Annotated in this window: 21 protein-coding genes; 2 read left to right on the forward strand and 19 right to left on the reverse strand. The window is 53.1% G+C overall.

The genetic code is table 11. The annotated features are described in order from the left end of the window. Nucleotides 1-77 precede the first annotated feature (77 nt). The 18 genes from ABDW36_RS23655 to ABDW36_RS23740 form a co-directional block, all read right to left on the reverse strand. A complete protein-coding gene (locus tag ABDW36_RS23655) occupies nucleotides 78-767 on the reverse strand; it encodes a CpsB/CapC family capsule biosynthesis tyrosine phosphatase (RefSeq protein ID WP_343704411.1) in 690 nt (229 codons plus the stop codon). A 1-nt stretch (nucleotide 768) separates the two neighbouring features. Then, entirely contained in the window at nucleotides 769-2,154 is a 1,386-nt protein-coding gene (locus ABDW36_RS23660; protein ID WP_343704412.1) for an undecaprenyl-phosphate glucose phosphotransferase, read from the reverse strand. A 91-nt stretch (nucleotides 2,155-2,245) separates the two neighbouring features. Further along, on the reverse strand, nucleotides 2,246-3,511 hold the full coding sequence (locus ABDW36_RS23665; RefSeq protein ID WP_343704413.1) for a WcaI family glycosyltransferase: 1,266 nt from the start codon (nucleotides 3,509-3,511) through the stop codon (nucleotides 2,246-2,248). Further along, nucleotides 3,504-4,061, reverse strand: coding sequence for a WcaF family extracellular polysaccharide biosynthesis acetyltransferase (locus ABDW36_RS23670; protein WP_343704414.1), 558 nt, complete (start codon nucleotides 4,059-4,061; stop codon nucleotides 3,504-3,506). The genes ABDW36_RS23665 and ABDW36_RS23670 overlap by 8 nt, the downstream gene beginning before the upstream one ends. A 3-nt stretch (nucleotides 4,062-4,064) precedes the next feature. Continuing rightward, nucleotides 4,065-4,964, reverse strand: a complete 900-nt coding sequence (locus ABDW36_RS23675; RefSeq protein ID WP_343704415.1) for a glycosyltransferase family 2 protein — start codon at nucleotides 4,962-4,964, stop codon at nucleotides 4,065-4,067. A gap of 2 nt (nucleotides 4,965-4,966) precedes the next feature. Further along, a complete protein-coding gene (locus tag ABDW36_RS23680; protein ID WP_343704416.1) occupies nucleotides 4,967-6,118 on the reverse strand; it encodes a glycosyltransferase in 1,152 nt (383 codons plus the stop codon). A 1-nt stretch (nucleotide 6,119) separates the two neighbouring features. After that, nucleotides 6,120-6,905 (reverse strand): glycosyltransferase family 2 protein, encoded by a 786-nt coding sequence (locus tag ABDW36_RS23685; RefSeq protein WP_343704417.1) that lies wholly within the window; start codon nucleotides 6,903-6,905, stop codon nucleotides 6,120-6,122. A 4-nt stretch (nucleotides 6,906-6,909) separates the two neighbouring features. After that, on the reverse strand, nucleotides 6,910-7,545 hold the full coding sequence (locus tag ABDW36_RS23690) for an acyltransferase (RefSeq protein WP_343704418.1): 636 nt from the start codon (nucleotides 7,543-7,545) through the stop codon (nucleotides 6,910-6,912). A gap of 1 nt (nucleotide 7,546) precedes the next feature. After that, nucleotides 7,547-8,797 carry a hypothetical protein gene (locus ABDW36_RS23695; RefSeq protein ID WP_343704419.1) on the reverse strand — a complete coding sequence of 417 codons (1,251 nt, stop codon included), beginning with the start codon at nucleotides 8,795-8,797 and terminating at the stop codon, nucleotides 7,547-7,549. Continuing rightward, nucleotides 8,794-9,963 (reverse strand): glycosyltransferase, encoded by a 1,170-nt coding sequence (locus tag ABDW36_RS23700; RefSeq protein WP_343704420.1) that lies wholly within the window; start codon nucleotides 9,961-9,963, stop codon nucleotides 8,794-8,796. Before ABDW36_RS23700 ends, ABDW36_RS23695 begins: the two co-directional genes overlap by 4 nt. A gap of 14 nt (nucleotides 9,964-9,977) precedes the next feature. Continuing rightward, entirely contained in the window at nucleotides 9,978-11,531 is a 1,554-nt protein-coding gene (locus ABDW36_RS23705) for a hypothetical protein (RefSeq protein ID WP_343704421.1), read from the reverse strand. 3 nt (nucleotides 11,532-11,534) lie between these two features. Further along, on the reverse strand, nucleotides 11,535-12,641 hold the full coding sequence (gene gmd, locus ABDW36_RS23710; RefSeq protein WP_343704422.1) for a GDP-mannose 4,6-dehydratase: 1,107 nt from the start codon (nucleotides 12,639-12,641) through the stop codon (nucleotides 11,535-11,537). Between the two features lie 13 nt (nucleotides 12,642-12,654). Further along, nucleotides 12,655-13,602 carry a GDP-L-fucose synthase gene (locus ABDW36_RS23715; protein WP_343704423.1) on the reverse strand — a complete coding sequence of 316 codons (948 nt, stop codon included), beginning with the start codon at nucleotides 13,600-13,602 and terminating at the stop codon, nucleotides 12,655-12,657. 23 nt (nucleotides 13,603-13,625) lie between these two features. After that, nucleotides 13,626-14,648 (reverse strand): sugar phosphate nucleotidyltransferase, encoded by a 1,023-nt coding sequence (locus tag ABDW36_RS23720; RefSeq protein ID WP_343704424.1) that lies wholly within the window; start codon nucleotides 14,646-14,648, stop codon nucleotides 13,626-13,628. 25 nt (nucleotides 14,649-14,673) lie between these two features. After that, complete coding sequence (locus ABDW36_RS23725) at nucleotides 14,674-15,183, reverse strand: UpxY family transcription antiterminator (RefSeq protein ID WP_343704425.1); 510 nt, start codon at nucleotides 15,181-15,183, stop codon at nucleotides 14,674-14,676. 149 nt (nucleotides 15,184-15,332) lie between these two features. Continuing rightward, nucleotides 15,333-17,705, reverse strand: coding sequence for a polysaccharide biosynthesis tyrosine autokinase (locus ABDW36_RS23730; RefSeq protein WP_343704426.1), 2,373 nt, complete (start codon nucleotides 17,703-17,705; stop codon nucleotides 15,333-15,335). 10 nt (nucleotides 17,706-17,715) lie between these two features. Continuing rightward, entirely contained in the window at nucleotides 17,716-18,486 is a 771-nt protein-coding gene (locus ABDW36_RS23735; RefSeq protein WP_343704427.1) for a polysaccharide biosynthesis/export family protein, read from the reverse strand. 195 nt (nucleotides 18,487-18,681) lie between these two features. Continuing rightward, nucleotides 18,682-19,314 carry a response regulator transcription factor gene (locus ABDW36_RS23740; RefSeq protein ID WP_343704428.1) on the reverse strand — a complete coding sequence of 211 codons (633 nt, stop codon included), beginning with the start codon at nucleotides 19,312-19,314 and terminating at the stop codon, nucleotides 18,682-18,684. Between the two features lie 351 nt (nucleotides 19,315-19,665). Here ABDW36_RS23740 and ABDW36_RS23745 point away from each other — a divergent pair, with 351 nt between their 5' ends. After that, on the forward strand, nucleotides 19,666-20,691 hold the full coding sequence (locus ABDW36_RS23745; protein ID WP_343704429.1) for a HAMP domain-containing sensor histidine kinase: 1,026 nt from the start codon (nucleotides 19,666-19,668) through the stop codon (nucleotides 20,689-20,691). Continuing rightward, nucleotides 20,684-21,049 (forward strand): response regulator, encoded by a 366-nt coding sequence (locus tag ABDW36_RS23750; RefSeq protein ID WP_343704430.1) that lies wholly within the window; start codon nucleotides 20,684-20,686, stop codon nucleotides 21,047-21,049. Before ABDW36_RS23745 ends, ABDW36_RS23750 begins: the two co-directional genes overlap by 8 nt. Here ABDW36_RS23750 and ABDW36_RS23755 read toward each other — a convergent pair. Further along, nucleotides 21,041-22,483, reverse strand: coding sequence for a capsule assembly Wzi family protein (locus ABDW36_RS23755; protein WP_343704431.1), 1,443 nt, complete (start codon nucleotides 22,481-22,483; stop codon nucleotides 21,041-21,043). The two genes, ABDW36_RS23750 and ABDW36_RS23755, sit on opposite strands and share 9 nt — an antisense overlap. Nucleotides 22,484-22,924: the final 441 nt, after the last annotated feature.

The raw sequence follows: 22,924 nt of genomic DNA on the forward strand, positions 1-22,924 counted from the left end.
CTTATTTGTGTATTCAGTTTTAAATAGGACACGATTCTGTCGTAATTAACGTGTTCTTTAAAATTACGATTTTTTGATTATAACGATTCATTTTTTATAAATCCTCCGGCCAGTTTTGCCCGCAGGGAGGCATCCAGCGGCTTGCCGGCCAGTACGTCCATATGGCGCTGGTGGTGAAGGTCTGTGCCGGTAAATTCCACCAGCCCGGCCTCCAGCAATTGCAGGGCCATTTTTTGCACCCGGCTGCCATAATATCCGTATAGTGACAGGATGTTCAGCTGCAGGCGTACGCCTGCTTCCTGCAATTCATGGTAAAAATCCAGGTCGCCATGGAGGTACATGTACCGCTCCGGATGGGCCAGTATAGGCTCGTAGCCGGCCATTTTCAGGTTAAAGAAAATGGTGCGGTAGTTCATGGGCAGCGCCACAAAGGAAAATTCCACCAGCAGGTACTGCCCGTTGATGGTGAGCAGGGGCTCCCGCCCGTCTACGAGCGACTCAAAATAATCGTCCATCAGGTACTCCGCTGCCGCATCCAGCTCCATTTCTATGCCGGCTTCCGCCACCGCCTTGCGCAGGTTGTCAAGCGCGGGCAAAATGGTGCCGGCATCGTTATTATGGATGCCGGACATAATGTGCGGCGTGGTGATCAGCTTGGTGTACCCCAGCGCGCGCAGCTGCCTGATGAGCGAAAGGGAATCTTCCAGCGTTTTGGCCCCGTCATCCAGGCCGGGAAGCAGGTGCGAGTGCATATCCTGCCGGTACATCTCAAAATGCATTTTTCTCTCCTCTTATGGTGTTGGACACCGTTAAAAATATGATCTTCAAATCCAGGAAAATAGACCAGTTTTCCATATACCAGATATCATGCTCCACGCGCCTGCGCAGATGGCCTTCTTCCGTGATCTCCCCGCGGTAGCCGTTTACCTGCGCCCAGCCGCTGATGCCGGGTTTCAGGTAGTGGCGTATCATGTACTGCTGAATGATGCGGGAATACTCTTCGGTATGCTTCAGCATGTGGGGGCGGGGCCCTACCACAGACATATCGCCCACCAGTACGTTCAGGAACTGGGGTATTTCGTCCAGGTTCGTTTTCCGGAGAATGCGCCCCACGCGGGTGAACCGCTTGTCGTTACGGGTGGCCTGCTTCTCGTTGGCGTCTTTGTTCACATACATGCTGCGCAGCTTCAGGCAGCGGAAAGTACGGTTGTTGCGGCCGGTACGGTGCTGTATGAAAAACACCGGGCCTTTTGACTCCAGGCGTATCAGCAGCGCCAGCAGGGGAATAAGCCAGCTCAGCAGCAGCAAGGTTACCAGGGAGCTGAAAAGAATGTCGAACAACCGTTTGCGGATGCGGTTCGCAATATCGTCAAGCGGTTCTGAACGCAGGGAAATAATGGGTATATCGTTATGATAGTCTACATATATCTGCCGGTTCACGAACATCTTGAAATCAGGTACAAACCGGAAGTGAATAAAATGTTGCTCTGCCTCATACGCCAGCTTGTACAGGTAAGGGTTCTGCTCCGGGGAAAGGGTGGAGTAGATCTCCCTGATGTTGTTGCTCTTGGCGTAGGGCACACAGTCTTTCAGATTGCCTATTACCGGGTAATAAGACAGTTCCTGCACGTTGTTGTACTCTTCAAAATACCCTTCAAACTTCAGGTTGCTTTTTTCGGCCAGCAGGTTGTCTGCGAGCTTTTTGGACATTTCGTTGTACCCCAGTATCACCATTTTCCGCTCAATGTCTTTGCTTTTGAGGATGGAGTTGGTGATCCACGTGAACACGAGGCGGCTCAGTATCACGGCAATGATGAACAGGGCGCAGTACATCATCACAAAAAAGCGGGAGTAGAGGTGGCCGTACAGGAACAGGAAGCCCAGCAGCATGAGCAGGTACAGCAGGATGGCCTGCACCGTTTTCCGGGCCATCTTTTCATAGGAAAGGCCCTGGCTCACGGCGTAAATACCGGTGGTATACAGGGCAATGGCCCAGGATATGTTAGACACCAGCAAAAATGCGTCTGCGCCGGAGTGCTGCTGCAGGTTGTACTGCCTGATCTGGAAACCGGCCACAAAAAAGATGGCGTTGAGAAAAATAAAATCCGCCACAATGATCTGGATCAGGCAAATTTTAAGATATCGGTTCAGCATAGTGTGTTAGTTGGAGGGAACGACAAATTTTTTCAAATCAGGTCATTGTTACCCTTTGGTTTTTCAGCTTTGATGGAGAAATTTTTTTCAATCAGCTTGCGCTGGCGGCCAGCGGTTGTTTCATTTTTCTGGCAGGCTGGAACACTTCCCGCTCAAACCTTGCCATAACGCTTGAAATGGCCAGGTTTTCCGCGGCATAGGCGCGGGCGTTCTGCACCAGCTCCCCGGCCTGCTGCTGCATGGCCTGGCGGATGCCTTCGTTCAGCGCCTGCTGGTCTTCCGCGTTCACCAGTATGCCCATGCGGTGGCGGTTGACCAGCTCATGCAGGCCGGAGCCGGGGTTGGCCGTTACCAGCGCCAGGCCGCCTACGGCCAGTATGGTGGTGAGCTTGGAAGGCATTACCAGGTCACTGGCGCCGGCCTTTTGTATCACCAGGTGCACGTCTGCCATATTCAAAAAGCGGTTGAACTGTTCAAATGGCTGCAGCGGCATAAAGTGCACGTTGGTAACCTGCATTTGCTCCGCCTGGGCCTGCAGCTGTGTTTTATAAGGCCCGGAGCCGCATATCAGGAAGGTAGCGGCAGGGTTGGCCTGCGCGGCATGCAAAATGGCTTCCAGGCCCTGCTTTTCACCAATGGCGCCGGAGTAGAGGAAAATGGTGTCTGCCGCGGAAAAGCCGTATTCCTCCTTCAGGGCGGCCTTGTTGTCAAGCGGGTGAAACAACGCCGTGTCTACCCAGTTGGGGAAAAACATCACATTCTTCCCGGTCTTTTCCTGTATCCTTTTCATCATGCCGTCAGAAATACTGCTCACCACGTCAGCCCTTTTCAGGATATATTTTTCCATGCCCAGCAGCAGGTTGATGAGGCGGGCAGACCTGATCATCTGCAGGTCACGGGCAGCCTCTATCTGCAAATCCTGTATGTGGTACAGGAAGCGGGCGCCCCGCAGCTTTTTATACAGTACGGCCAGCAGCCCCAGGTGAAAGGCCGGTACCACAGTAATCACCACATCATATTTTTTAGCAGGCAGCAGCTGCAGCAGCTTGAAGAAAGCAGACAGCCAGAAGGAGGCGTCCAGCAGTATCCTCTTTTTACCGGAAGGCTGCGCGGGCACGTACTGCGGGCAGCGGTAAATGGTGAGCCGGCCGTTGTGCGCCGTTTCTTTCGTGTACCAGTTCTTTCCCTTGCGGTAAGGTTCCTGCACCTGCCACTGCGGGTAATAAGGGTAGGAGGTGATCACCGTACAGTCATACCCGTTATTCACCAGCCAGTCCGTCATTTCGCCGTTGTATTTACCGATGCCGGTCTGTTCCGGGGCAAAGTTGCCGCCTATCAATAGTACTCTTTTACGCATGTGCTTCCTGCATTGTTCTTTTGCGGACCACGGCAGCCGGGTTGCCGGCATATACCTGCCAGGGCTCCAGGTTGCGGGTGGCCACGGAATTAACTGTCAATATGGAATGAGTGCCGCAGTATACGCCGGGGCATACTACAGACCGCGCGCCTATCCACACGCCGTCTTCCAGCGTTATTTTACCAAGGCGGTAGGGAAAATCCCGGCGGGTATAGTCGTGGTTGCCGGTAAGCAGCAACGCGCCTTGTGAAAGGCATACGTTGTTACCGATGGTCACGTCTTCCAGGTTGTCTATCCACACAGATTCCCCGATCCAGCAATGCTGGCCAATCTGCAGCCGCCACGGGTTTTTGATGCGCACCTTGGTCTTGATGACGAGGCCTTTGCCCACACGCGCGCCAAAGAGCTGCAGCAACCAGCGTTTGAAGCCGTAAGGCCATGGCAGGGCGCTGTAAAAAATGTAGTAGTTCACAAAATACCAGGCCAACACCTTCCACCGCGGGCCGGCGGAGTAGCTGCCGGTATTGAATGCTGATAGATCTGTATGCATGGGTCAGATGGCTATGTTGTAATCTTTTTTTAACAATTCGATCATTTTTTCCCGGCTGGTATCTCCCTGCAGCTTTTCCTCAAATTCTTTTACGTTCACGTCTACCAGCAGCCGGTACCAGTAGCCCTGCATGAAGTGGAAAATAAAGCCGCGGTACCCGTCCATAAAGCCGAAGCGCAGAAAGTACCGGAAGCAGAAGTACAGTGAGGCCCGCGCGCCGGGAGAAAGGGAGGCGTACACCTTTTCTTTGAGGAAGCGCTTGCGTTTGGCCTGGGAGCTTTCAGCGCCCAGCAGCCTTTTGTCTTCTTCCAGGAAGCGGTACTTGATGTTCAGCAGGTCTACCATTTCCCGGATGGCGTAGTTGTTATGCTTGTTCACCCACCAGTGAATGGAGTTGAGGTTGTGGTCTACGATGTGCTCTTTCAGCTGCATGGTTTCCCCGCCGGAGATCACAATGTGCTCGTCCATCCACCGCTGCTCTATGCTGCCGGCCGTATTGCGCCAGATGCGGAGCAGGTTGTGGGGGTAGAAGCCGCCGTAGCGGATCCATTTGTCTTTGAACAGCACCTTTCTGCGGATGTACAGCCCTGTTACTTTGGCGGGCACTTCCAGCTGATTGATTTCCCGTACCAGCGCCGGCTCCAGGTACTCGTCTGCGTCCATGCGCATCACCCAGGGGGTGCTGATGCCGCAGTTGTCTAACGCCCACTGGAACTGGTCTGCGTAGTTGACCCACTTGCGCTGGTGCACGCGGGCGCCGTAGCGGGCCGCAATGTCCAGCGTATCGTCTGTAGAAAAGGCATCTATGATGTAAATATCCTCAGATACCTGCCGCATGCTGTCCAGGCAGCGGGCCAGGTGTTTGGATTCATTATAGGTCAGTATGATCACCGAGATCTTCATGGTCAGTTGTTGAGGGCGCGGCGGGTATGCACATCTTCGTACATGCCCAGGTAACCGTTGGCCAGTGTGGTTTCATTAAAATCGTTACGGATAATGGCGGCGGCAGACTGGTGTATCCTGCTTCGCTCTTCCCGCGCGGCATAGGCTTCAGTAAGCTGCTGCTTCACTTCTTCAATGCTGTCTATACCGGTTACCCAGCCCAGTTTATTTTCCTGTACATAGCGGGAGAGGCCAACATGCTCGCTCACCAGCACGGGGGTGCCTACTGCCAGGCTTTCTATGACCACTATGGCAAAATTTTCGTTGTGGGAGGTGAGGGCAAACAGGTCTGAGCCCGCCAGGAAGCTGAACTTTTCTTCGTTGTTCTTCCAGCCCACCCAATCTACCTGTGCGCTGATGCCCAGTTTGGCGGCAGTCTCTTTCATTTGCTGCACATAGGCCTCATCACCTGAGCCGGCCACCTGCAGCCGGAAGGGGAAGTCTACCTTTGACAGGGCCTGCAGTAAAATATCAAGCCCCTTCTTTGGATCTATGCGGGAAAGGAAGCTGATGGTAAACTCCCGGTTCTGCGGTTTCATATAGTTGCCGCCGGGCAGGTCTACCAGGTTGTAGATCATGGCGCCGTTCCAGTTGCGGTTTACCCGCAGGCACTCGTTCCATTCCATATGGGAGCTGACATGCAGGTGGGTTTTACGGAGCAGGAAGCGGCCCAGCATGTTGTGCAGCACTTTTTTCTTCAGCTGGTTCTTGTTGCCGAACACATAGTCACAGAACATGCCGTGCGGGCTGAGCACGGGTTTTACGCCCCGCATGGTGCAGATGAGCGAAGCGCCCATCACCAGGAAGTTCCACCAGGAGTGCATGTGCACGGCATCGTATTGTTTCACCGTGCGCCAGGTTTCGTTCCAGAGGGAAGGGGAGGCATGCGTATGGTCTTTAGTAACGCGTTTGAAGTACCTGACCTTCACGCCGTTCATCATCACAGGCTCGTTCAGGGGCACGTCCAGCTCCGTTTTGCCATTGGCGGTGGTAGTATATACAGTAACGGCATGCCCCAGCTGCACCAGCCGCTCTGCCAGCCTGGCAATGCACACAATGGGCCCGCCGTACACATAAGCGGGTTTGTAGGAGGGAACTATGAATAGAATGTTCATGTCAGAATTTGTTGCCTTTATAGGTTAGCTTTTTGTAGATGCCTTTCAGGTTCTTTATTTTGGTGAAGGCCTCAATGAACCAGGTAGACATAGACGGTTGCTGCAGCTGCAGCTCGCTGATCATCCGGAAATGCTCGTCACGCATCTTGTCTGTCATGGATACGGAGAAGGAGCTGCCGTGCAGGCGGTATTCACCCAGGGGCAGCGGTACGTAGGCCTTGCGTACCGAGGGGTCAAGGCAAACAGATAGCAGGAACTTGGAGTCTGCCACGTATTTGAGAGATTTGTCGAACCCGCCGTTGCGGTCATATACCTCCCGCGTCCAGAAAGAGCTTTGCTGCGCAAACGGCACCCGGCGCAGTTTGCGGATGGCGCCGTGGGAGAGGTTCACGCCTTTGTACGAAAAAATGATGCTGCCGGTTTCGGAAATGTAGTTCACGTCTCCAAACACCAGGTCGCACTGCCGGTCATCAAATTGTTGCACTACTTTCTCCAGGGCGTAGGGCAACAGGCGGTCATCTGCGTTGATATAACAGAGTATGTCTCCGCTGGCCCGGTCAAAACCCTTGCGCAGGGCATCGTACATGCCTTCGTCCTTTTCTGAGAAAATAATATCTATCAGGCCGCGGTGCTCGTTCACAATGCCCATGGTATTGTCTGTAGAAGCGCCGTCTGCCACTATGATCTCGAAGTTGCGGTACGTCTGGTTAAAAATACTGTCCAGCGTTTCCCTGATAAACTCCTGACCGTTGTAAACGGGGATGACGATTGAAACTAGTTTTGACATGATATTAACTGCTGGTGATGGTCCTGTATTTTTTGATAACGGCCGGGTTGCCGGCCACTATGGCATATTCCGGTACGTCTTTGGTAACCACGGCGCCGGCGGCCAGTATGGAATGCGCGCCCACGCGCACGCCGGGCAGTATGATCACGCGGGTGCCTATCCACACATCGTTGCCGATCACTACGGGTTTGCGCTGGCTGGCGCCCTGCTCGCGCATGGGAATGTCTGTACGGTCAAAGTTGTGGCTGCCGGAAAGAATGGTCACCTCCGGGCCGAACATCACATCGTCTCCGATAATGGTATCGTTACCTATCCAGCAATTGTGGTTAATGCCGGTATAGTTGCCGATCACTACGTTCTTCCCGCTGCCGAAATGCACGTTGCGGCCAATCTTGATGTTTTTGCCGCTGCTGAGGAAGATGCGGGAGGCCAGCCATGTTCTGAAGCTCATGGCCAGGCTGCCAATGGGCCGCGGCGGGTCTGGCAGCCAGTTGGCCACACTGTAATAGAGGTACAGCAAAAAAGATTTGTACAGGGATATGTTAGACCTGCGGAGGAAATACAGCGGGTTATCTCTGTACATTTTCACGCGGCCGGTTGCGGCGTCTGTCTTTTCTTCGAATAGTTGATCAGGGACCATTTTATTGCATTTGAAGTTCATAATGAGCCTGCTCTTCTTCGGCTTCAGCTTCCGCTTCTTCCAGCAGGCCGTAGTAGGTGTTAAGGATGATGGCGCTGATGCCGGGTATCAGCAGGCGCAATTGCTGGAAAGGGGAGAACAGGAACGTCCATATCAGCCCCAGGGTCATCAGCACCAGCACAGGGTACAATGCCAGCTCCTGCCCGTTGCGGATAATGTAGAATCCCATCTTCATCAGTACCAGGAAGAGGTACGTTACGGCTATGAAGCCGCCCAGCCCCCAGTTTACCCAGGCGCCCATGAGCACGGAGTGGCTGGGCACCAGGTGGTTGGTTTCCCTGGCCGCCTGAATGTTCAGCTCCTCATCGTGATACATGAGCAGTATCATGTAATACTTCAGGCTTTCGTCTTTAGCCCATGAGCCATGGCCGAAAAGGGGCTTGTCAGCAATGGCTGCGCCGGCGGCAAAGGTTTCCGCGCGCCCCGTCATCAGCAGCTCCAGCGGGTTGTAGGGGTTGGAAAGGCGGGATATCTGGGTGTGAGCGTGCTCGCCGCCTATTTCATTGTTCAGTACGGACTTGACGTAAAAAATATAACAGACCTGGAATATGATGGCAGCCAGTACGGCAAAAACGATGATCTTCTGCCGGGATATCTGCACCTTGTTGTTCATGAAATAGATAATAGTAGCGCCCAGGAAAAAGATCACGCCGGTAGAGCGGCTGTCAAATGCTATACAAAGCACGCTGCAGCCTATCAGCATGGTCATCACCAGCTTCATTTCCCCTTTCTTGTAGAGGTAATAGAGCACCAGGTACAAGGCGCTGGTGATGATGGGCACTATTTTGAACTTGAAGAAGCTCATCTCCGAGTCTACAATATCATCTGTATAAATAATGTTCTTGATCATGGTCATGAACAGGAACAGCAGGATGGCGTCTGTTTCGTTCAGCATTTTGAACAGCACCACAAAAGACACCATGGCAATGATGGTGCCTGCCCAGCCGCGCAGATAGTCTTGCGGCGTGCTGTGCACCACCAGCAGGTCTGTAATGACCTGGAACACCAGCAGCATTACCAGGGCGGCCAGTATCTTCTTCAGGTAAGGATAGGTCTTCAGGTCTCCCGGCTTGAAAGTAAAAGGCGCGGCGGCCAGCACCAGCACCTCATTCAGCCATAGCTGGCCAATGAGGTTCACCTTGATGGTGCTGAGCATGGTATATAATACTACGCCTGCTTTTTTGATGTTCATTCCGTTACCAGTTGAGGGGTGATGGCCGGGGCCTGCTGCATGGCAAAGCGGAGTATGTGCTCCAGCCGCTGTGCATTGACGCCGGCGCTGTATTCTTTCATAAAGTCTTCGTACAACAAATGTCCCAGCGGCCCTTTACCGTTGAAGGTGAGCAGGGCATGCCGGAAAGCGGCGGGGGTATTGGCCACAATAAAATGATCGCTGAGTACGCCTTCCACGCCTTTGGCCGTGGCTATAACGGGCGTGCGCAGGGCCATGGCCTCCAGGCATTTGAGCCGCGTGCCGCTGCCGTGCAGCAGCGGAATGATCACGCCGCTGGCCATGGCAATGTAAGGTTTGATATGCGGCACCTTGCCCACCGCCTTGATGTTTTTCCAGGAATTGCCGCCGGTAAGCTGCTCCAGCGCCTCACGGGAATGGCGGCCCACCAGCCACAGCTCAAAGCGCTCCGCCAGCTCATCGTTCCACACTTCTTCTATCAGCCATTTCAGCCCTTCGTAGTTCATGTACATAGAGAAGTTGGCCGTCATCATCAGCAGGTTGGGTATCCTTTCTTCTTTCACCTGGTATTCCTTTTCATCCAGGAAGTTGGGCACGGTGAATATTTTATGCGGGTCAATAAACTCCGCATGGTACTGCCTGTCTGGCTCGCTCACCACCATAAGCGCGGCGGCCTGCGGGAAAAAGCGGCGTTCGTGCGTTTTTTCCAGGTTCACCAGCTGTGAGCGGCGCAGCTTCTGCACCAGGCCGCGGGCGGGCTTTTGCAGCGTGTGCAGGGCCTGCGAGTTGTGAGAGCCCAGTATCACGGGGATGCGCATGGCGTTGAACCAGGGAATGTACTGGCCAATAAAACCATAGTCCAGTATGGCCACGTCTATATGGCGCCGGTGGCAGATATTCCGGAAGGTTTTCAGCACAGCCGGGTTTTGCCGGAAGTAGAAATTGCCGGTGAGCCGGTCTGCCAGGCTGAGCGGTTTTTCATGGTGAACGGAAAATTCCACGCCCGGTATGCGGTATTCCTCCAGGTCTGCATCCTCTTCATTGCCGATGATGGCAAATACGCGGTGCCCCAGGGCGGCCAGCGTTTTGAGCAGGTAGCTGCTCCGCAGCTTTTCACCGCCGTTTTGCGGGAAGGGGGAAATATGTGTGAAGAATAAAATGTTCATGTCAGACAATTACTTTATGGTTGGGCTTTCAATACCGGCCGTTTGCGGCCCAGTTTGGACAAGGCCTTGCCGGCCATTTCTTCCAGCTTCTGCAGCTCGTACGGCGTAAGCCCCATGCTGCGTACCAGCAGGGTAATGGCCGCTACAGAGAGGCCGCAGGTGGCCAGCAGCCGCACAAATCCCTCCTCCATGGTGTAATACGGAATGAGGGCAATAGCGGTGGCCAGGGTAACCGGCAGCAAAGACTGCCAGGCCACGGTTTTCAGGAACACGGGCACCTCAATGCCGGTGAGCTGTTTGGCTGCCAGCAGGCGGTAGAGGCCAATGAGGCATTCTATCAATACCCCCAGTACCAGCACCGAAGCCGGCGGCAAGCCTGCCTTCAGCAGCAGCCAGGCGCCGGGAATGTTGAGCAGCAGCAGGAAGCAGAGCACCACCTGGAAGGTACCGATGCGGCCTACGGCCTGCACGGCCATCTGCAGCCCGGCAGACAGCTGGTATACCAGTGAGGCGGCTATGATCAGGCGGCAGAAGGCCACCGTATGATCGGGGATGTTTTTCAGCCAGAGCTGCAATATGTAAGGCATCTCTATCATAGCCGGCACGGCAAAAAAGGCCAGCAGGAAGAAGGAGAACTTGCAGGCCATCAGGCTCAGCAGCTGCATCCTTTGCCGGTTGCCGCCGCCTTCGCTCTTCACCAGCTGCGGGTTGAGAGATTGCAGCATGGTAACGGCAAAATAGCTGAGCTGCGCGTTTACCTGGTTGGCAATGGCAAACGCGGCATTGATCACCGCCCCGAAAAACACGTTGAGTATCACGGCAATGCCCTGCGTTTTGGCTATTACGCCGGAAGCGCCTACTACAGACCAGCCGGAATAGGCCAGCATTTCGCGGAGCAGCTTGCCGTCGTAATACTTCGGGCTGATGGCTGTTTCCGTATAGCGCGCGGCGCAGTACAGCATTTTGAAGGCCAGCATCATCACCATGAGCAGGGCCAGCCCGGCGCCGTAATAGATCAGCTTGTCTCCGCTCATGTAACTGAGGCCTATGGCCAGGGCCAGTTTCAGCACCGCTTCCACAATACCGGTAACGGCCACCAGCAGCATGTTCTCATGCGTGTTGATGAGCGCGTCAAACGGCACGGAAATAATGGTGAAGAAGGCGCTGGCCGTCATACAATGAAAAATTATCTTGGCCGCACGCAGCCGCTCGCCAGGAATGTTCAGCACCTGGCCAAAGAGATACATGCCTGATAACTCCAGCAATCCGACTACGAGAACGCTGATGAAGAGATGCAGCCAGATGCCGGAGTTAAATGCTTTCTTTAATTGCAGGAGGTTGCCCGAGCCCAGGAAAAAAGACATGTAACGCTGGGTAGAGAGGGTCATGGAGCTGTTCAGGAAAGACAGCATGGCCACAATGCCCGCTACCAGGTTAAATATCCCGTAATCTTCGGCGCCCAGGCCGTTCAATACAAGCCGGGTGGCGTACAATGCGATGAACATCGTCACCAGCATCTTGCCGTATAAAAAACCTGTATTGATCACTACTTTATTGGCTGCCTGCATGTATTAACCAATGAGGTGTTCAAATTGGGCCACGTCTTTTTTGCGGAACAGCTCCACATCTGCCGCTACCATTTCTTTCACCAGCTCCGCCAGGTCATATTTAGGTTCCCAGCCCAGTTTGGTCTTGGACTTGGTGGGGTCTCCAATGAGCAGCTCCACTTCAGTGGGGCGGAAATAGCGCGGGTCTACAGCCACCACTTCCTTGCCAACGGGCAGAATATATTCCTTGTTGCGGCAGGCGGTTACTACTGCCGTCTCGTTCACGCCTTCGCCAATAAACTCCAGCTCTACACCCAGCTCGTCAAAGGCCATTCTCACAAAGTCGCGCACGGGGGTGGTAATGCCGGTGGCAATCACATAATCATCCGGCTCCGGCTGCTGCAGGATGCGCCACATGGCTTCCACGTAGTCTTTGGCATGGCCCCAGTCACGCTGCGCGTCCAGGTTGCCGAGGAACAGCTTGTCCTGCAGGCCCAGCACAATAGCGGCGGCGCCGCGGGTAATTTTGCGGGTCACAAAGGTTTCCCCGCGCAGCGGGCTCTCATGGTTGAACAGGATGCCGTTGCAGGCATACATGTTGTAAGCTTCGCGGTAGTTCACCGTGATCCAGTATGCATATAACTTGGCCACTGCGTAGGGGCTGCGGGGGTAGAAGGGGGTGGTTTCTTTTTGCGGTACTTCCTGCACCAGCCCGTACAGTTCGGAGGTGCTGGCCTGGTACACGCGGGTTTTCTGCTCCAGCTTCAGGATGCGGAGGGCTTCCAGGATGCGGAGGGTACCTATGCCGTCTGCATTGGCGGTGTACTCCGGCGTGTCAAAGCTCACCCGTACATGGCTCATGGCGGCCAGGTTGTATATTTCGTCTGGCTGCGTTTCCTGTATGATGCGGATCAGGTTGGTGCTGTCCGTCATATCGCCGTAGAGCAGGCGGAAGCGCACGTCGTTGGCGTGCGGGTCCTGGTAAAGATGGTCTATCCTTTCCGTGTTGATGAGGGAGGCGCGGCGTTTCACGCCGTACACCATATATCCTTTTTCCAGCAGCAGTTCTGCGAGGTAGGCGCCGTCCTGGCCGTTTACGCCGGTAATTAAAGCTACTTTGGCTTGTTTCATAAGCTGTTGTTTTTTATATAGCGTTGATCAGTGAATATTGTTTCTTTACAAAGTCTGCGTAGGCCATGTGTATACCTGTATGCAGGTCTGTGCTGTGTTTCCAGCCCAGGGCATGCAGTTTGGATACGTCCATCAGCTTGCGCGGCGTACCGTCTGGTTTGCTGCTGTCAAAAATGATATCGCCTTCGTAGTTGGTTACTTCTTTTACCAGCTCCGCCAGCTCGCGGATGCTCAGGTCTTCTCCCGTGCCGATGTTTACCAGCTCTTCCCCGTCATAGTGATGCATGAGGTATACACAGGCGTCTGCCAGGTCGTCTGCAAAGAGAAATTCCCGTTTTGGCGTGCCCGTGCCCCATACGGTAACAGCGGGTTTGCCGGCGCTGCGCGCTTCGTGGAAGCGGCGGATGAGCGCAGGCAGCACGTGGGAATTTTCAGGGTGGTAATTGTCTCCAATGCCATAGAGATTGGTGGGCATTACGCTGATGAAGTTGCAGCCGTATTGCTGCCGGTAAGCTTCACAGAGTTTGATGCCGGCAATTTTTGCAATGGCGTAAGGTTCATTGGTGGCTTCCAGGGGACCGGTGAGCAGGCTGCTTTCCGTAATGGGCTGCGGCGCCATACGGGGGTAAATGCAGGAGCTGCCCAGGAACATGAGCTTGGCGGCGTTGTGCTGGTAAGCGGCATGTATCACATTGGAGGCTATCATGAGGTTGTCATACAGGAAATCTGCCCGGTAGGTGTTGTTGGCATGAATGCCGCCTACCTTGGCCGCGGCCAGGAAAACATAATCCGGCCTCTCTGCGGCAAAAAAATCGTTCACGGCCTGCTGGGAGCGCAAGTCCAGCTCGCCTGACGTGCGGAGCACCAGGTTCTGGTAGCCGAGTGAAATAAGCTTTCTTTTGATGGCGCCGCCTACCATTCCACGGTGGCCGGCAATATAGATCTTATCGGTCAGTTGCATATGTGTTGTTTGAAAGAACGGGTTTAAAGGAGTTCCGGACGGTTTTCTTTCACCCACTGGTGCAGTTGTTTGATTTCCTGGCCTTTGCCTTTCTGCATTACCAGCAGGGCGGAGGGCGTGTCTACCACCACCATGTTGTCTACGCCTACCAGCGCCACCAGCTTCTCTTTGCCTATCACCATATTGTTTTGCGGGTTGCTGTTGATGAACACCGCCTGCTGGTTCTGGTACTGGTAATGCTGCACGAGGGCTTCGGTGAGCGCTTCGTAGCTGCCTACGTCACTCCATTGCATTTGTGTGGGCACCACTTTCACGCGGTCGCTTTTTTCCATCACGGCGTAGTCTATGCTGTCTGAAGGTATGGCTTCCATGCTGGCGAGGCTGAGGCGGCCGGTGCGCAGCCATTCATTGGCGGCCCGGGCGGCGGCGTCATAAATAGCAGGGGCATATTGTTTCAACTCGTCCAGTATCACCGCGGCGCGGCAGCAAAAAATACCGCTGTTCCAGAGGTAGTCCCCGCTTTCCATCATTTTGACGGCGTTGGCCTGGTCCGGCTTTTCCACGAAGCGGACTACTTCATGCTGCTGCCGGTACTGGATGTAGCCGTAACCCGTTTCCGGGTAGGTGGGCTGCAGGCCAATGGTTACCACGTAGTTTTCAGCCGCCAGTTGGCGGGCCGTCTCAATGGTGAGGACATATTTGTCTGGCGTACCGATGAGATGGTCTGCCGGGGTGATGAGCAGTATTTCGTTGGGGTCGCTTACAAAAGCGGCCAGGGCAATGGCTGCAGCGGTGTTACGGCCTACAGGCTCGGCAAGCAGGGTGGGAGAGACAGCACCTGCCTCGTTTAGTTGTGTCTGGATAACGGCCGCCTGCTGTTCGTTGACAATGGCCATAACATCCGTGCAGGCAAATGTGTTGCGCAAATAAGTGATCTGTAATAAGCTTTTACCTTCAAAGAGGGGCAACAGCTGTTTGGGCGTTTGGCGGTTAGACAGGGGCCACAAGCGGGTACCTGCCCCGCCGCATAGCAGGATATGGTGCATTCGGTATATCGGTTATGGTTTAAAATCAGGATGCAGAGACCATTACTACCTCGTCTGCAGATACGGTGGCCAGCATGGCATAGCCCAGGCTGTTGAGCACCGCTTTCACGCGGTTCTTTCCCAGCTCTATGATGCGCCCGCGGTGGTGCATCAGCGGCCCGGCGGTGATCTCTACCAGGTCGTTGTGGCGGAGCGCAAATTTTTCAAGCTGCACTTCCTTGTAGTGGCGGAGGAAACGCTGTATCAGCTCAATTTCGTGATCGGGTATCACGGCGGGTTTACCGAGCCAGTACACAAAATTGACGATGCCTTCTACTTCGCGCACCAGCTGTTTTTTACTTTCCGGGATGCGCACAAAAACATAGGAGGTAAACAGCGGTTCCAATACAACCTTGCGGCGGTCGCTCCACTGGCGGGTTACCTGGTTCAGCGGGCAGTAACATTCTACCTGCTTGCGCTCCAGGGCGGCAGCTACCTTCTTTTCCCATCTTGACCTGGTATATACGGCATACCAGGCATGTGATTCCTGTTGCATACGGTTACATTTTTACTGGTTAACGGAATACGCTTGCTTTTTTTCATAACATGGAATATATACCGGCAGGCAGGAGGGAAGTGAGGCACAGCTTCGCCCTCTCAGTCACATGAGTAGGCAGGGGCTGTGCGGGTTTTCAATAAATAGGCTTAAATGTTGAATATGTTTTTGATAAATCTTTTTCCTTTCCCGTTCTTGTTCTCTTCCACGTAGCCATAGCCGTAGCCGTAAGCATGGGCGGCCACGCCGCGGGGCTTCACGCCGTTGAACACGATGTTCAGCTTGCCTACTTCGCGGGTGCGGTACAGCTCGTCTATCATTTTCAGGTGCAGCCGCGGCGTTACCTGCTGCCGTACCACGTACAGGCAGGCATCCGTCATGGGCGCCAGCAAACGGGCGTCTGTTACCAACCCTACGGGGGCGGTATCTATAATCACATAATCGAACATTGTTTTCAGTTTGGTCAGCATCTCCTCCAGCCGCCCGCTGAGTATCAGCTCTGTGGGGTTGGGAGGAATAACGCCGGCGGGCAGAATGAACAGGTGGTCGTTGCCGGGCACGGGCCGCAGCATGTCTGCCAGCGCCGTTCTGCCTACCAGGTAATTGGTGATGCCCGGTTCACGGGGCACATGCAGCATTTTGCTGATCATGGGCTTGCGGAGGTCAAATTCCAGCAGCACCACTTTCTTGCGGATCAGCGAAAGGCTGATGGCCAGGTTGATGGAAATAAAGCTCTTGCCTTCACCGGAAATGGAAGAGGTGACCAGCAGCGTTTTATTGTCGCCGTTGAGGCCGATGTAGGAGAGAGACGTGCGCAGGGAACGGAACTGCTCCGCTACCATGCTGCGCTTGCCATCTGCTATCACTACAGACTCTTTGTTGTCATCATGCATGATCTCTGCCACCACGGGTGCGTCTGTAGCTTTTTCGATATCGGCGCGTTCAACAATTTCACGGTTCATCATGTCTTTCAGGGTGATGAGGGCCGCTACAAAGGCAATACCGATGCCAATGGCAATGGCTATCACCGTCATCCGCCGGGGGCTGAAGGGAATGGCCGCGCTCTGGGCCGGGTCTACAATACGGCTGTCTGATATGGCGGCGGCATAGGCCAGCGCTGTTTCTTCCCGTTTTTCCAGCAGGAAGGTGTAAATGTTGTTCTTGATGGTTTGCTGGCGGCTAACTTCCAGCAGGGCCCTTTCCTTGCCGGGTACGCTGCGCAGCATGCCCATAAAGCGGCCATTGGCGGTTTCCAGCCGTTCCTTGCCGGCCGTCAGGTTGCTGCGGAGGCTCCTGATGTTTTCCAGGATGCTGGGCTGCAGCTTTGCTATCTGCCGGTCAAGCGCCTGCAGTACCGGGCTGTTCTCTGCTGTTGTTTTGGCCAGCTTCTCCCTTTCCATCTCCGCCTCATTCAGCTTGCCCACCAGTTCCAGCAAAACGGGGTCTGTAAGGCCCAGGGTGGCCGGCACAACGTGCTCGCCCTTCCGCTTCCCGGTTACATAGTTTTCAATAGACTGCAGCACGGAGAGCTGCATGTTGGCCTCACTCATTTTAGTGTCATTGTCCTGTACGCTTTCCAGGAAGAGCTTGCTTTGTTCGCTGATATCTACAATGCCTTCAGAAGACTTGAAGCGTTCCACTTCTTTTTCCACCTGGTTCAGCTCCTTGGTCACCACCCGCAGGCGTTCTTCCACAAAGCTCATGGTGCTGGCGGCTACGCGGTTCTTGTCTTCAATGGCGGCATTGTTGTATACCCTTATCAGCTCGTTCAGAATGGCCTCACCCCGGCGGGGGGCTACGTCTGCATAATCCAGCTTGATGACGGTGGCCATTTTGGAAACAGGGTACACCTGCAGGCGGCCCAGCAACTGCTGGGCGGTTTGCTGCGCGTCTGTGATCTGCAGGTAACACGGCATATGCGGTACGGCAATACCGGTCCTGGGTTTGATCACCATTTTGCCCCAGGGCGTGCCCACCGTGTCAAACAGGGGGTAAGCCTTGTTATAGAGGAATACCCGGCGGCGCAGGGAATCATATACCATGGGCACTTTTTCAGGAGTGCCCTTTTTGATCTTTTCCGGTTCCAGGAAGGTAAACTCCACCGGCGCATAGTCATACGCCAGCAGGTCATTTACCTTTCCTTTCATGTATATTTCCCCATAGAGGTGCAGGTTTTTGGCAACCGCGTCTGCGAGGGTGCGGGAGCTGAGTATCTGCATTTCGTTCTCTATGTTCTTGTCGGAGCCGAACAGGTCCAACTGAGACAGGAGGTCTGTGTCGCCTATTTTTTTGGATTCTTCCTTTACCAGCAGGGTAGCAGACACCTTGTAAACAGGTGTAGCGTAGCGCAGGTATACAAATGCGCCGGCCACGGCCAGAATGGAGATGAGCACAAACAGGGGCCAGTGAGATAGATAACGATACCTGATCAGCGCCAGCAGGTCCGTCTGGTCCTGCGTTTGCACGCGCTTCTGCGTGTTGGGCTGCTGCCCGTTCGGACGGGAAATGTGTACGTTGTTCATGTCTAAACCTTTAATTGTTCACAACCAGCCTGTCTACCAGTATCACCACCAGAGACAAAGCGCTCAGCACAATGGGTACCACTGTGTTGGCCTTGCTGGTAGTAGCTACCTTGGATTTGGAAGGCTCTACGTATACTATATCGTTAGGCTTCAGGTAAAAGTAGGGGGAGTTGAGGCTGGCCGCATCGTTGAGGTTCAGCCTCCGGGTAGTGCGTACGCCGTTCTCTTCGCGGATCAGGAGTACGTTGTCTTTTTTGCCGTAGATGGTAATGTCCCCGGCCATGCCCAGCGCCTCCAGCACGGATATTTTTTCGCTGCTCACGTTCACTACGGCAGGATGGGTCACTTCTCCCAGCACGGTTACCCTGTAGTTCAGGAAACGGATGCTCACTATGGGGTCTACCAGCAGTTTACGGTTGACCAGCTGGTTTTGAATAGTGTCTGTCAGCGCTTTTTTAGTAAGGCCCGCGGCTTTGATACGCCCCAGAACGGGGTATTGGATATAACCTTCCTGGTTTACCAGGAAACCCGCCGCAGGATTGGCCCCGCCGGCCATTACAGGTTGCGTCATACCGCCGGCGCCGGGTACTGCGCCCGCCGAATACGTATTGGGCAGGTTGTACATGGCGGCTTCAGCCGGGTTCAGCGCACTTACATTGATCTGCAGCATGTCATTTTTTTGGATGACGGGCTCAAAGTCCACTTTTATGGCCGCAAGCGTTGTATCGCTCAGGTTGTTGAAGTAGGCGGCTTTCTTCGTATTGACACATGAAGCGAACAAACAACCGCAAATGGCCAGTAACAAGGTCTCTCTTCTAAAGAATGGTTTTCGGTTCAAGAACATTCAATCGTGTTTAGTTAAAACAAGTGACGGAATCACATTGCAATATTAAAACACCTGCATGTTTCCAGAACTACTCACTAAAGTATAAATCGGGCTGTGAAGAGGAATGTACCTACTCATTAAAGTAGTGCGTCAATAGAGGCTGTTAGACCAGATCTTGGAGATCAGCTCAGACTTGGATGCTACGTTCAGCTTTTGATAGATCTTTTTTAAATGCTGGTTAACGGTGAACACCGTTACGTACAATTTTTCAGCCATTTCCTTGTAAGTATAACCCTCCTTGAGCAGGTGCAGCAGTTCATACTCACGTTTGGTGAGCTTATCTTTCACATGCTCCAGCGGGTCTTTGCTTACATGGTCTATCAGCAGGTGCGCAGCGCGGGGAGAAAGCGTGCCGCCCTGGTTGATAACGTCCAGTATGGAATGATAGATTTCCATGAGCCGGCTGGTTTTAATGATGTAACCGCTGGCGCCTTTCATAATGGATTCTATAACGTATTGTTTGCCGTCATGGCCGGAGAGAATAATGATCTTTGCATCGGGGTAAACACGTTTTATTTCCTCCATACCGCTGATGCCGGATTCGCCGGGAAGCGATATGTCAAGCAGGATGGCTTTTACATCAGGAGCTCTATATGGTAACGCCTTGAATTCTTCCATTGAACGGCAGGCGAATACGACTTTACATTCCTGAAAATCTTCTAGAAACTCCTTATAATTATTCAGTTGAAAGTGGTTGTCCTCAATAATTCCGATCGATATCATATTACGGGTAACGTTAATACAGTGTCAGTGCGATATGGTCTTGAAATGGAAGTACATCAAATTTAATTCCAAAAATCTGCAATTACGGCAACGCCTGCTTTAATAAATTGATAAGTAACGGTTATGGAGCCACAGCTGTATTACTTACTTGAGTAAGTAATATTATAAAAACATATTAATTGTAGAATTATATATCTACTTTTCCACATTTCACAATAAAAATACAAGATTCCTGTTAAAGTGCCGAATACAATTCCTAACTTACTTATCCATTATACACCGTGAGAACCTGAACCGTACAGGGTGTTTATAGCAGGAAAAGACCCCTGAGAAAAACCTTAAGACTAAGCAATGAAACCACTGCACTCCATTAAAGTGAATCATCTGCTCAATGGCATCAAGGCGCCGGTGCTGATCATTAACCCGTCTGCCATGATAGTAGAGAAAGCCAACGAGGCAGCTATTGCACAACTGGGAGACAGCCTTACCGGAAACCCGCTACAAGCAAACCCTCACAACGATTCATTCACACTGACTTCGGCAGCCAACGGCCGCAAGCAGCACATCGACTTCAAGTCCAGCCGCGTTCACATCAACCGCAAAGCCTACCTGCTGGCCATCGGGCAGCCCATAGAAAAGCAGCATGCACTGAAACTGCAGCTGCTGCATCTTGAAAAGGAACGGTCTTTGCAGGAGATGAAAGCCAACTTTATTTCCATGACCTCCCATGAATTCAGAACACCGCTGACAGCCATTGCCACGGCTGTAGACCTGCTGGAGGCCCGTTTGCAGCGGGACGGGAGCATGGACGAGTTTTACAGCCGCAACATCGGGAAAATATCTCACGAGATATTTAACCTGAATACCATGCTCGATGAAATATTAACGCTCAGCAAAATTGTTTCGAACAATTACGAGCTGAACAGAACGCCGGTAGATATCCGGAAAGTAATAGACTACCTGAAGTACCAGTACTTTTCAGAAAGAAAGGATGAAAGAACACTTGATGTCAGCATCACCGGCGAGCCGCGCAAGGTGCTGGCAGACAAAGACCAGTTATCCAAAATACTGACCAACCTGATTGGTAATGCCTTTAAATATTCCGTTAAGAAAAATCCTTCTATCAAACTCCGGTACCACAAGCACAAATGCGTGATCAAGGTATTTGATTACGGCATTGGCATACCGGCCCGTGACATCCCGCATCTTTTCAATTCTTTTTACAGGGGCAGTAATGTAGATGGAATTGAAGGAACAGGCCTTGGGCTGGCCATTGTAAAAACATTTGTGGAAATGAACCGTGGAAAAATAGAAGTGAGCAGCGAAGAAAACAAAGGGACCACATTTACCATTACATTCAGATACAAAGATGAATAGCACCATACTTTTAATAGAGGACAAAACAAGTTTGTCCGATACATTGAAAACATTGCTGGAGCTGCACGAGTATAACGTGCTGCTGGCGGAGAACGGTGAAGACGGCGTGCGCCAGGCGCGCCTGAGCCTGCCCCAGCTGGTGATCAGCGATATTTATATGCCGGTCATGAACGGCTACGAGCTGCTGGAGATTTTCAGGAAAGACAGCACGCTGCGTCATATACCGGTGCTGATGCTCACCGCCAAAACGGGCATAGAGGAGATCAACAAGGCTATGAAGAACGGCGCGGCAGGGTATGTTACCAAACCCTTCCTGTTCAAGAACCTGCACGCCACCATCCGCAAGATCTTAATCTGACCCGAAGCTCCATTGCGCACCCAGCATAAAGCCGGTGTTGCTGCCCAGGTTGCCCCAGTCTACCGCCAAACCGCCGGTAACGGAAAAACCGTTTAACGGCGTTCGCCACTGTACTTCCTGCAAAGTGTACCATTGTGTGAGGCCCCGCGTAAAGTTGGCATCGTTATAATTCCCGAAATTTTTTGTGTACGTGATGAGTGTTTTACCCTGCAAGGCGTTGCCAATGGTATAGCGGCCGCCGAGGTGCAGGCCGGTAACGCGGTTGCTGATAATGTTCCAGCCCCTGCCGGTAGTGGAGTCCCTATGCTGGTCCCAGTCAAACGGTTTTACATCACTGAAGTAATGCTGCCCGCGCTGGCGGTTAATGAACAGCGGCGTGCCTACGATGCGGCCCTGGTATTCCCAGCCGGTGAGGTAGGTGCCGTTGTTGTAATAACTTTCCCGCACGTTCAGCGGGTCCCAGTCATTCATCTTTTTGGTGTTGATAAATTCCAGCGTAAGGCCGCGGAGCGCACCGTCTTCATTTTTGTTCCGGTAGCTCAGCCCCAGCAGGCGGTCTGTATTCTTGATGGAAATATTTTGCCCCGTTTCAAACATGGACTGATTGTAGAGCTGCAGCAGCATGGCGTCATTCTCCCAGGTGATGCCGCCCTCCAGTACGCCGCGGTGGTCTCCGGGGCGGTTGGGCGCAAATTCGTCGCTGTTCACCGTGCCGTCATCTCCCTCTTTGCCTATCACAATGTTGAGGTAGTCTGAGAACGAATTTTTGATCCTGGGCAGGTCACTGCGGTTGCCGCCCCACACGGCAAAGTGCTGCACACCGCCGTATACACGCAGCCGCTCCTTGCCGATGCGCAGGTACAGGGTTTTTTCATGGAGATAAGCATTTTTGATGAACTGGTCTTTCCCCATCCAGCCATGGCTGAACTGGCCTTTCACCTGCAGCCATCCGTTGGTGAACGGTACGTCTGCATACTCCGTGAGGGCTATACCTATTTTCGGAATGGGCAATGCGTTTCCGCTGATGCCCCAGGCGCCGGAAGAAAGCTCATGGTCTTGCTCTCCCAGCATCTCTTCATACCGGCCGCCCCTGATCTCCCATTTGCGGTAGCCCAACCGGGCAAAGGCCTCTTCAAAAAAGACATCCCTGAAATGGTTGTTGTTATACAGGTTGATGCCATAGCGCAGGTAAAAATCTTCCTCCTGCCCGAAGCGGTGGGTATTGCGCAACCGCAGGTGGGTGGAGAGGTCAGACTTCCTGTCGCTGATAGTGCCGAAGCGCTTGGCCGTGAGCCAGAGCGGCAGGTACTCCTGGCTGGCCACCGTGCCGGTGGTGCCTGCCTGCACCTGGAGAGAGTCCGCAAAACTGCCGTTCTGCGCCCAAACAGGCATACAGCAGCCTGCCAAAGATATGGTAATGAGCAGGTGTTTCATTGCCTGCAAATTACCGCTTGCCACGCGCGCACAGGATACTTAAATGAGTACTTATGGCGGCAGGCGGGCCTGAAATGTTACTGAAAACGGTATGGGCGGAGTGGGGAAACAGCCGTAGAACGAATTTTAACATTTTTTACAAGCTGAAATGCCGTAGTTTTATTCTTCACCAAAGAAAAGGAGGTATTCATGCAATCTACAGGATATTCATGGAAGCCTTCGGTTAGTATCGCCTGACCGGGCTGCTCCATATAAGAAAACTGTTTTGACGCAGACGCGTCCAGCCTTCCGATGTACGTCGGAAGGCTTTTTTGTGCACGCCGGGCGGATAACCTGATTTCGTTGCGTACATATTGTGCGCTATTGGCGGATATGCCACATAAAAGCCGTCCCTATATAAGGACAAGATATAGACAACTGGAACACGGGATATAGACATGA

The organism is Chitinophaga sp. (assembly GCF_039596455.1).
Taxonomy (GTDB): Bacteria; Bacteroidota; Bacteroidia; order Chitinophagales; family Chitinophagaceae; genus Chitinophaga.